Genomic DNA, 10,078 nt, shown 5'->3' with positions numbered 1-10,078 from the left:
CGGCAGGACTACTGGAGGAAGCAATGACCGCCCAGCCCGACCACCTGGCCGTCCCCCCGCCCGCCCCCCCCCCCCCTTCCCCGCCGCCCCCACCCCGCCCCCATAACGCCCCGTCACTGTGGTCCCCGGACTTCGATGCTTTCGGCGTGCCGGCCTTGGAGGGTACGGCCTTGTCGGAACTGCTGTCTTCGCTGGTGCAGCCGACGAGCGGGACGGCGAGCGCGCTGGCCAGTCCCTGGCCAGGGTTCGGCCGTAGTTACCGGACTACGTCAAGCTCGGTGTACATGCCGGCGGCGTAGTGGCCGGGGTTGTTGCACAGCAGCTCGTAGCGGCCTGGCTGCAGTGTCAACGTGGTCCAGCCCGTCGTACGGGGGAGGATTCCGTCCCCGGTGCCCGCGCCGCAGGTGCGCGAGGCTTCACCGAGGCTGCCTGCCTCGGAAACCCGCCCGACGGCGCCCACGGCCCGTGCTCCTGCGGTCTGGCCCGCTCGCAGCGGCAGCACCACGACCTCGTGCGGGAGTGCTCCCGCGTTGACCACGCGCAGTGTCACCTGCCCGGACGGAACCGTCGCGGGCTGGGCGACCAGGCGCATCATGCCCATGTCGTGCCAGCCGGGACGGCCGTCCATCGGGGCGGGTCCGCTTGGACCGCCCATCATGCGTCCCCTGTCGACCATGGTCACATTCACCACGCGGCCCGCCGGCGTGGGTGCAGTGCATCGTGTGCCCTGTTGTGCCCTCCAGGACGCGGGTGCCGTGGTGTGGAAGGCGCCCGTGGCGGCGAAGAAGGCCGTCGTGGCGATGCCCAGTACCAACGCTGCGGCTGCCGAGAAGACAATGAGCCACATCCCTCGCCGGCGGTCCGCACTCACCGGTGCTCCCGGAGCAGCGCGAGACGTCGTTTGTACTCGTCGTCGTCGATTTCCCCGCTGGCGAACCGCTCGGCAAGCAGATCCTCAGCTCGCCGGCTTCCCCATCGAGGTTCGCCGGAGGACAGTGGTGGGCCGGAGTCCTGGCGGCGATGGGTCCCGGTGAGGTAGCGCACGAGCGCGATCACTCCAACGATGATCAGAGCCCAGACCAGCACCATGAACACCGTCATGGCGAACCAGCCGCCCCAGCCCCACCCGCCGTCGTACCACATCATGCCGATCACTTCCCTCGGCTGGTGGCTGTGTGAGTTCCAGGATGGCCGACAGCGGCATCGGCCGAGTAGGGCCATCGTTCCCGGCGAAGGGGCCGGACGGCCCAATGACCGCTCCCGCCCAGGAAAACGACCACTTCAGGGATGCGCGAGCGACTGTGCTCGGTGGACAGCGGCCAAGCAGGACCACCACGGCAACCGGCCATGACCCGCAGTACCTCCCGGGGACCTCCTGCCGGGCCAATCCCCTGGGTCGTTCGTTCGCCCCCGCGAGCGACCCAGGGCTCCCTTTTGCAGCGCGTCATGCGATCCGGTCAGGACGTGGGGGCATCCGGCTGCGGCTTCCGCTTCACGTCCGTCACCTTCACGTCCTCCGTCTCCGGAACCCCGAACGCTTCGACGGCTGCCCCGCTGCCGGTCCGGGTGACCTCCAGGGCCAAGTGGCTGCCCATCATGCGCAGGTCCAGCCTTGCCCGGGGCGCGCCCGCATGGTCCGGCATCCGGTGAATCCGCGAGGCCGGGTAGTCCAGGCGCGTCAGCATCTCGCGCATCGCCTGATAGCTGGTCGTCCTCGCGTCCTCGAACGCCTCGCTGACGCGCTGTGCGTGCTCGGTGCCGCTGCACTTCTCGACACCGGTCAGCGGTACCTCCTTGGCCGGCTTGGGTCCGGTCGGGTCAGCGGCCGGCTTCGCCGACGCGGAATCGTCCACGGGGATCGGTACGTCTCCCCCGGTGTCGGCAACACCGGGCGGGGTCTCGCCCGGCCCGTATCCGGGGGTGGGCGCGTCCTGGCCACCCGGCAGGTCCGCGGGCCCGGCCGCCTCACCCTTGCCGCTGTCGCCGGAGGCGTTCGGGCCGCAGTCCTGCATGATGCGGGTCATCAGTGCGAGGAACCGCATCTCCGGGTCGTTGCTCGGTTGAGCGGTCGGCTGGGCTGTCGCCGAGACGGTGCTGCCCGCGGGGGTCCGATCGGTGGTGGTGTGCTGAGTGCCGCAGCCGGACAGGACCATGCAGCCGAGGGCGGTCACCAGCAGGGACTTCGAGACGGATGTCGATCGCATGCACGCAAGATGCAGGACGCCGATCACCACGCACATGAGTACTCGTACTCACCTCGCCCAGAGCACAGTGCTCGACGACGGCCCTGGTGCGGCATATGACCGGCCGCAGACCCGAGCGGGACGTTGTGGTCCGCGGCGCGGCGTCGGCTTCATCGTCCGCGTGGCCCGCTTCGACGTAACGGCTGCCGGTGGATCCGACCGGCGTCCCGGCCTCTGCGCGGCGCGGCGCACCGAGCTCCGGTCGGCCACGTCGTCGGACCTGCGCGCGCGGCTGGGCCGATGGCGTCCGCCTCGCCGTTCCACTGTTCCAACGCCGTGACCCGGTTTGGCACCAGCCGGGAGGTGGAGGGGCCGTGCGGGCCGGCAGCCGCGGGGAGGCGCTGGGCCGATCGGTGGCTGCTGACGGCTGGGCGGGCCCGTTTCCGGTGCACGCGGGCATGGATGGGCCGGAGGTGCATTTCCCATGGCGAGTGGCGACGTGCTCATGCGTGCGGATGAGGGTGGGCGGGTGACCGAGTGGAACCGTCGTGCGCAGGAGATGTTCGGGTGGTCTGCCGACGAGGCTGTCGGCCAGTCCGTTGCCGCGCTCGTGGGCGAGGCCGCAGGTGATGAGGAGTGGCGTCGGTCGCGGGTCGAGCATTCGGGCTATGTGCTGGTGAAGCCTGTGCTGACGGGCTCGTCGGTGGCCTGGGAGGTCCGTACCGCGGCGGATGCCGTTTCCGGACAGGACCTGGCGATCCTGCGGGCCATGTTCACCCAGTCCCCGGTGGGTCTGCACGTCTTGGACGATCAGCTGCGCATCGTCCGTGTGAACACGGCGAGCCGTGCGCTGCGTGACGCCCCGACCGGCCGTCTGCTGGGACGGGTCTTCACCGAGGCGTACCGGATTGCCGACCCGGGAGAGGAAGAGGCGGCGGCGCGCCGGGTGCTGGAAAGCGGGCGGCCGGTGCTCAACCGGCTGGTACGGGGCATGCCGAGGCCGACCAGTCGCAGACGCGGCATCTATTCCGTCAGCTACGTGCGCCTGGAGAATGCACGCGGTGAGGTCCTGGGCCTGGTGGCGTCTGCGGTCGAGGTCACCGACCGAGAGCGGGCGTTGTACCGCCTGGCGGTGCTGGATGAGGTCCGCAAGCGGGTGGGCGAACGCTTGGATGTGATCGCCGTGAGCGAGGAACTGGTGAACGCCGTGGTGCCGACGTTCTCGGGGATCGCGGTGGTGGAGGTGATCGAGGACGTGGTGCGAGGCGAGGTGCCGCCTCTGGTCCCTGTCGATCGCGATGTGCCGCTGCGTCGGGCGGCGTTCCAAGGCCGGGTGTCGGCATACCCGGTGGGTGATGTGCGGCGCCTGCCGTACGGGACCCCCTTCGCACGGGTACTGACCGATCTGCGGCCGCGGCTCGTGTCGGTGGAGGAGGACAGCATGTGGCTTGCGGCCGATCCGGCTCGGGCGGAGGCCATCAGGCGTTCTGGTGCGCACTCCTTGATCGTGGCTCCGCTGGCCTTGCGAGGCGAGGCACTCGGTGTGGTCAGCTTCTACCGGCACGAGGACGAGGACCCGTTCGACGAGGGAGACATCGCGTTGGCGTCCGACGTGTGCGCGCACGCGGCGTTGTGCATCGACAATGCCCGCCGCTATGCCAGGGAACGGACCATCGCGGCTACGCTGCAGCGCAGGCTGCTCCCCCAGAAGCCGGAGTCGCCCACCACGGTGGACGTCACCCATCTGCACGTTCCCGGCTCCGAGGGCGGGGGCGCTTGGTTCGATGTCATCCCCTTGGCGGGAGCGCGGACGGCGCTCATCGTCGGAGATGTCGCCGGGCGGGGGATCGCCGCGGCCACCACGATGGGGCAGTTGCGCACCGTCATCAGTTCGCTCGCGGCGCTCGACCTGGAGCCGGACGATCTGATGGCCCGGCTGAACGACACCGCCGCCCGCCTGGCCGCCGAGCGCTCCGCGCTGCCCTCGGGCGACCCCCTGCACCGTGAGCCGCTCACCGCCGAATGCCTGATCGCCGTCTACGACCCGGTCGACCTCAGATGCACCATCGTGCGCGCCGGGCTGTCGGAGCCTGTGGTGGTCCATGCCGACGGCGCGTCGGCCACCCTGCCCGTGCCTGCGGGCCCCTTGCTCGCCGGCACCGGCAATGCGCCCTTCCCCGCGACCACGGTCGACCTCCCCGAGGGCAGCACTCTGGCGATCAGTACGGCCGCTCTGGCCGAGCGGGTCCTCGATCCGTCCGCGCCGCTGCGCCCCCTCCTGAACGAGGCCGCAGACCGGCCGCCGGCCGGCCTGTGCGACACGATCGCGTACGCACTCGATGACGACGAAAGCATGGGAGAGGCGCTCCTGCTGCTCGCGCGCACCCGGGCACTGCGCGCGGAACAGGTCCTCACCTGCTCCCTGCCGGCCGGTCCCGAAGCCGCACCCCGGGCCCGTGCAGCGGTACGCAGACAACTCGAGACCTGGGGCGTCGACGAGGAAACCGGCTTCACCACGGAACTCATCGCCAGCGAGCTCGTCGGCAACGCGGTCCGCTACGGCGCCCCGCCCTTCCGACTGCGGTTGATCCGTGACCGAGGCCTGACCTGCGAAGTCAGTGACGCCTCCACGAGTGCCCCCCACGTCAGGCACGCCCGCACCATCGACGAGACCGGACGAGGACTGTTCATCATCGCCACCCTCACCGACAGCTGGGGAACCCGCTACCACGCCGAGGGAAAGACCGTCTGGGCTCAGCAGTCCACCACCGCCACGTGAAGATCGGCCGATTGCGGGTCGAGGTGACCTTGCTGGGTGCCGCGCCCGGCTGCTTGCCCCCCGCGGTCGCCATGCTGCCGCTCGCGCAGCTGGAGCCCGGCTCCTCGTACGCGGCTGTGCCGGGCCGCCACGAAGGTCACCGCGGCGACATCACGGCACTCGCCGCCGCCTCGGAGGCGAACACGGTCGCCACGGGATGTGCCCGGATGCCCGGATGACGGTGAAGCAGACGACGGGATCCGCCGTCGGCTCGCCCCACACCAGCCGACCCACCGCCCCCCGCCAGGAACCGGCCAGTTGGGCTGCCGTATCCACCGGCGCATCCCGCCACGGCAGGGCACCCATCAGCCGAGAAGCCAGTGGGACGGCCGGGTTCATACGGCCGCGCGAACGCCGCGCGAACGCCGCCCGAGCGGCGAGGCGATCAGCAGGCCGACGGGGGTCCAGCCGACCACGGCGTCCGCGGCCAACCGGCCCCGCTGCGAGGGAAGCGCGCGTGCCAGAGGACCCTGGGCACCGAGCACGGGGCACCCGGCCCCGGCACGCGCCGGCCCTCCGGCCGTCGGTCCTGCCGCGCCTCTACGGCATCTCCTCCAGGTGGGCTGCGGGAATGTGCCCCATCCTGCCTTGCCGGTAGTCCTCGACGGCCTGCAGGATCTCCGCCTCGGTGTTCATCACGAACGGGCCGTAGCGGGCGATCGGCTCCCTCAGCGGTACGCCGCCCAGCAGCAGCACCTCAAAGCGACCGGTGCGGCCATGCTGATGGGCTCCCGCCTGAACGGTGATGACATCGCCCGCACCGAACACCGCCAGTTGCCCCTCCCTCACCGGGCGCCCGTCCGGGCCCACGCTCCCCGCTCCCTGCAGGACGTAGACCATCGCGCTGAACTGCGGATCCCACCCGGTCCGCAACCGCGCCCGGGGAAGCAGACTCGCGTGCGCGTAGACGATGGGGGTAAAGGTCACGCCCGGTCCCTGGTAGCCGCCGAGACCACCGGCGATCAGGCGTACCAGCGCCCCGCCGTCATCGGAGGTGAGCAGCCGGAGCCTGTCCGCCCGGACGTCCTGGTAGCGGGGTTGCTCCCACTTGCGGGTGCGGGGCAGGTTCACCCACAGCTGGATGCCGTGACTGAGGCCGCCCTTGGCCAGGACCTCCTCGCTGGGGACCTCGTCGTGCAGGATCCCCGACCCTGCGGTCATCCACTGCGTGTCCCCGTCCGATATCACGCCTCCGCCACCGTTGGAATCGTGGTGCACCAGCGTGCCGTCGATGACGTAGGTGACCGTTTCGAACCCGCGGTGAGGGTGCCAGGGGGCGCCCTTGGCCTCGTAGGGCTGGTAGACGGTCTCACCGACGTGGTCGAGCAGCAGGAACGGGTCCGCGTCGGGCAAAGCGGCGCTCGGGAACGGGCGGCGCACCACAAAGCCGGCCCCCTCCCGCTGCTGGGGCGCGGTGACCACCTTGCGGACGGGGCGGTCGGCGGCGGCCGCGTCAGGGCGTGGGAGGCGGGGGAGGACCAGGAGATCCTCGACGGTCACGGCCGGCATGGCGGCTCCTTCGTACGTACGGTGCGGACGACGCGACGTCCAAAGCGACGACGATCCGCTGGGAGGGGGGTACTTGCGCTTCTCTGCCGGGCAGAACCCCGGCAGGCGGGCGGCGTCCAGGGGGCGTGGCCGAGGCCGGGCAGACGTCGATGCGTCCGCCCCGACCCATGGGGCTGGCCCTGTCGGGCGGTAACGCCCCGGGACGGTGTACCGCCGAATCTAGCTCGCAGGCCCGGCACGGTCGCTGCCCGAATCGGTCATACATGCCACATATCGGGACCTCGTCGTGCGGTCCGGTCGACACGGCTGCCCCTGGGCGACGGCTGCTCCGCCGGAAGAACCACCACCGTGCGGCACCTCACCTGTTGGAAGGAGACGCAACCTCGGCCACGCGGCTGAGGCGACTCCGGCACCGGCCATCGAGACTGGATGGTGCGCCGCTTCCGCACTGGCGGCGCGTGTGAACCGGACAACCCGGTAGGGCGGCGCGGGCCCGGCGCGGCCGATCACGCCGCGGGGTGCAGCTGCTCGGCCACCGCAGCGGACCGTACGACAAGGCTGTGCGACCGCGACGGTGCGGCGAAGGCGCGACACCTAGCGCGCCTGAGTTGTTGACGATTGGCTTGTGTCTATCGTTACCCTGCGAGGCATTCGTGAAGGTCGACGCCATATTTGCACGGTGGTCGTCTGTCCCCAGCGGATGCATCGGCATTCCTGTTCATTCTCGGTCGCTCGTCAGTCCGGAGGACGGCAACTGGTCGGCGAGCGACAGGCAGGTGAGTTCAATGCGATCAGAGCGGCACGCAGCCGAGCAAGGACTGCGCCGACTGAGCCGTTCCTCCAGCCTTCGACGACGGTTGCAGTGTGCCGCGCCGTCGTGACAGTGACGGCTCATCGGCCAAGTACGTACCGCGACCGGACATGAAGGGCTCCACGGCGCAGGGGTTGCTTCCCATGACGCCCGGGGACGTTGCCTGCCCATCCGAAGGGCATGGCGACACCTCCTCGTTCGGCACCGCGTCGGCGGCCTGGCGCTTCGCCGTGACGAACCGATCCGCGAACGTGGTCTGACTGCACTCGTGCTGCTGCTCATTGGTGTGTCGCGGCCGCGGCCCACTCGCCGGCAAGGTCCCCCGAGGTGCCCTGCCACTGAAAGCAGGACCACCATCGCCGTTCCGCCGGCCAGCAGACTCCGCGACACCTGAGAAAGACATAGGAGCAGCCATGAGCGACACCTCCCGCACGTATGACGTCGTCGTGATCGGGGCGGGCCCGGTCGGTGAGAACGTTGCTGACAGGACCCGTGCCGCGGGACTGAGCACAGTGATCGTCGAACGAGAACTGCTAGGCGGTGAGTGCTCGTTCTGGGCGTGTGAGCCGAGCAAGGCGCTGCTGCGGCCGGTGCTGGCACGAGCGGACGCGCGCCGGGTGCCGGGGCTGCGGCACGCGGTCGGCGGACCCCTGGATGTGCCTGCCGTGTTCGCGCACCGTGATGTCATGGTCAATCATTGGCACGACGAAGACCAGGTCGAGTGGCTGAATTCCGTGTCCGTGGACCTCGTACGCGGTCATGGCCGCCTCGACGGTCCGCGTCAGGTCGTGGTGAGCACCCCTGAAGGCGGGACCGTCCGGCTCAACGCGCGCCAAGCCGTCGCCGTCTGCACGGGTACCGGTGCGGCACTACCGGACCTTCCCCACCTGGACACCCTTCGCTACTGGACCAACCGGGAAGCGACCAGCGCAGACGCGGTTCCCCGCCGTCTCGTGGTGGTCGGCGGAGGCGTCGTGGCCGTTGAAATGGCCACGGCCTGGCGGGCCCTCGGCTCCGAAGTGACCATGCTGGTGCGCGGCGGCGGTCTGCTGACGCGCATGGAATCGTTCGCCGGCGAGATGGTCGCGGACGAATTGCGCGAAGCCGGCGTCGACCTGCGCTTCGGCACCGCCGTCACGTCCGTCACCCGGGTCGGCGGCCCTGAGGGCGTGGTGCACCTCGTGTCGTCGGACGGTGGGCAACTGGAAGCGGACGAGATCCTGTTCGCGACCGGCCGGACGCCCCAGACCGGCGACATCGGCCTGGAGACCATCGGACTGACTCCCGGCGAGTGGCTGACTGTGGACGACACGTTCCAGGTCACCGCCGTCGAGGACGGATGGCTCTACGCGGTCGGCGACGTCAATCACCGTGCCTTGCTGACGCATCAGGGCAAGTACCAGGCGCGCATTGCGGGCCCCGTGATCGCGGCCCGCGCCCAGGGGGAGCCGGTCGACACCAGCAGGTGGGGTACACACGTCGCAACCGCCGACAGCGCGGCACTGCCACAAGTGGTCTTCACCGACCCGGAAGTCGCCTCCGTCGGACTGACCGCACACGAGGCGGAACGCGCCGGGCTCCGCGTCAAAGCGGTGGACCACAACTTCGCCGGCGTGGCCGGCGCATTCCAGTACGCCGAGGGATTTCGGGGCAGGGCCCGCATGGTGATCGACCTGGACCGAGGCACCGTGGTCGGGGTCACCTTCGTCGGTCCCGGCATCGCCGAACTGCTGTACTCGGCGACGGTCGTGGTCGCCGGTGAAGTACCCGTCGACCGGCTGTGGCACGCCGTCCCCGCATTCCCCACGATCAGCGAGGTCTGGCTACGGCTGCTGGAAGCGCACCGCGGGTAGGCAACCATGCCCCGTGCCGATGTCGGGCCGCGGCTGAGCCCAGGTTGTGCTCGAGGGGTGTGCCGGCGCGTGCGGGCATGACGTGGTCCCGCAGGTCCGTACGCCGGGGCCGTGCCGCGATCGGACCGATCGGCTCGCGTCCGTCGGAGGTGCCTTCCGGCGAGTTGCGCGAGTGGGCACGGCTCCTGCGGGTCCGCCCGTCGGCACGGCGCGAGCACGGCCGGGCCACCGGCTCCTGACACCGACCGGAGCAACGACGGCCACCAGGGCCCTCAGCTCCCGGCTGTTCGACACGCGCTGCCGCTGGAGTCGGTCGTCGCCCACGGCGGCAACGCATGACTGTCACGGCATCCGCGGACGGCATCGCGTCAGGTTACCTAGGGAGAACGCGGCGAGCCCCGCGGAATCTAGGTCACGTTCCAGATTACCGACGTGACAGCAGCGACCCACCATGGAGACACGCCGGAAAGCAGGAGCGGGCCACAGGGCCCCAGCGCCGGCCGGCGGGAATGACAATCCGCGGAAATCACTGCTGATGCGGCGCGGCCCCGCCACGCCCGCGTTTTATCGAGCCATTCAAGGAGTCAAAGATGTCCGTCAGTTCTGACCGGAACGCAATCCGTCCGTTCACCGTCGAGTTCTCCGACGCAGATCTCAGTGACCTGCGTGCACGTATCAAGGCGACGCGTTTCCCGGAGAAGGAGACGGTCGACGATCAGTCGCAGGGCACGCAGCTGGCCACCGTGCAGAAGCTGGCCCGCTACTGGGCGGAGGAGTACGACTGGCGCAAGGTCGAGGCGAAGCTCAACTCCTACCCGCAGTTCATCACCGAGATCGACGGGCTGGACATCCACTTCCTGCACGTCCGCTCCAAGCACGAGAACGCGCTGCCGCTCATCGTCAC

The 10,078-nt window shown here is 70.1% G+C and carries 8 protein-coding genes; 4 read left to right on the top strand and 4 right to left on the bottom strand.

The window, feature by feature from the left end; translation table 11 throughout:
* Window positions 1–256: 256 nt before the first annotated feature.
* The 3 genes from ACFW2E_RS04100 to ACFW2E_RS04090 form a co-directional block, all read right to left on the bottom strand.
* Window positions 257–628, bottom strand: coding sequence for a hypothetical protein (locus ACFW2E_RS04100; protein ID WP_384461020.1), 372 nt, complete (start codon window positions 626–628; stop codon window positions 257–259).
* A gap of 239 nt (window positions 629–867) precedes the next feature.
* A complete protein-coding gene (locus ACFW2E_RS04095) occupies window positions 868–1,146 on the bottom strand; it encodes an SHOCT domain-containing protein (protein ID WP_384461018.1) in 279 nt (92 codons plus the stop codon).
* A 311-nt stretch (window positions 1,147–1,457) separates the two neighbouring features.
* Window positions 1,458–2,204, bottom strand: coding sequence for a hypothetical protein (locus ACFW2E_RS04090; protein WP_384461015.1), 747 nt, complete (start codon window positions 2,202–2,204; stop codon window positions 1,458–1,460).
* 463 nt (window positions 2,205–2,667) lie between these two features.
* On the opposite strand from ACFW2E_RS04090, the gene ACFW2E_RS04085 reads away from it, so the two are divergent.
* Both ACFW2E_RS04085 and ACFW2E_RS04080 read left to right on the top strand, forming a co-directional pair.
* Window positions 2,668–4,962, top strand: a complete 2,295-nt coding sequence (locus tag ACFW2E_RS04085) for a SpoIIE family protein phosphatase (RefSeq protein WP_384461012.1) — start codon at window positions 2,668–2,670, stop codon at window positions 4,960–4,962.
* Window positions 4,959–5,180 (top strand): hypothetical protein, encoded by a 222-nt coding sequence (locus ACFW2E_RS04080; RefSeq protein ID WP_384461009.1) that lies wholly within the window; start codon window positions 4,959–4,961, stop codon window positions 5,178–5,180. The genes ACFW2E_RS04085 and ACFW2E_RS04080 overlap by 4 nt, the downstream gene beginning before the upstream one ends.
* Window positions 5,181–5,541: 361 nt before the next feature.
* Here the strand turns inward: ACFW2E_RS04080 and ACFW2E_RS04075 are convergent, their stop codons facing one another.
* Window positions 5,542–6,510, bottom strand: coding sequence for a pirin family protein (locus tag ACFW2E_RS04075; protein WP_384461006.1), 969 nt, complete (start codon window positions 6,508–6,510; stop codon window positions 5,542–5,544).
* A 1,224-nt stretch (window positions 6,511–7,734) separates the two neighbouring features.
* Here ACFW2E_RS04075 and ACFW2E_RS04070 point away from each other — a divergent pair.
* Window positions 7,735–9,174 carry a dihydrolipoyl dehydrogenase family protein gene (locus ACFW2E_RS04070; protein ID WP_384461003.1) on the top strand — a complete coding sequence of 480 codons (1,440 nt, stop codon included), beginning with the start codon at window positions 7,735–7,737 and terminating at the stop codon, window positions 9,172–9,174.
* Between the two features lie 590 nt (window positions 9,175–9,764).
* Window positions 9,765–10,078, top strand: a 314-nt coding sequence (locus tag ACFW2E_RS04065; protein WP_384461000.1) for an epoxide hydrolase N-terminal domain-containing protein, incomplete at its 3' end; no start/stop codon positions are given.

Source organism: Streptomyces sp. NPDC058964 (assembly GCF_042741275.1).
Lineage (GTDB): Bacteria > Actinomycetota > Actinomycetes > Streptomycetales > Streptomycetaceae > Streptomyces.
Note: the sequence above shows the minus strand (reverse complement) of the source record. Positions and strands in the feature narration are given on the sequence as shown.

Coding starts and splice junctions, on each gene's coding strand:
- ACFW2E_RS04085 (WP_384461012.1), top strand. CDS start 2,668: ATGGCGAGTGGCGACGTGCTCATGCGTGCGGATGAGGGTGGGCGGGTG.
- ACFW2E_RS04075 (WP_384461006.1), bottom strand. CDS start 6,510: ATGCCGGCCGTGACCGTCGAGGATCTCCTGGTCCTCCCCCGCCTCCCA.
- ACFW2E_RS04070 (WP_384461003.1), top strand. CDS start 7,735: ATGAGCGACACCTCCCGCACGTATGACGTCGTCGTGATCGGGGCGGGC.
- ACFW2E_RS04100 (WP_384461020.1), bottom strand. CDS start 628: ATGGACGGCCGTCCCGGCTGGCACGACATGGGCATGATGCGCCTGGTC.
- ACFW2E_RS04090 (WP_384461015.1), bottom strand. CDS start 2,204: ATGCGATCGACATCCGTCTCGAAGTCCCTGCTGGTGACCGCCCTCGGC.
- ACFW2E_RS04095 (WP_384461018.1), bottom strand. CDS start 1,146: ATGATGTGGTACGACGGCGGGTGGGGCTGGGGCGGCTGGTTCGCCATG.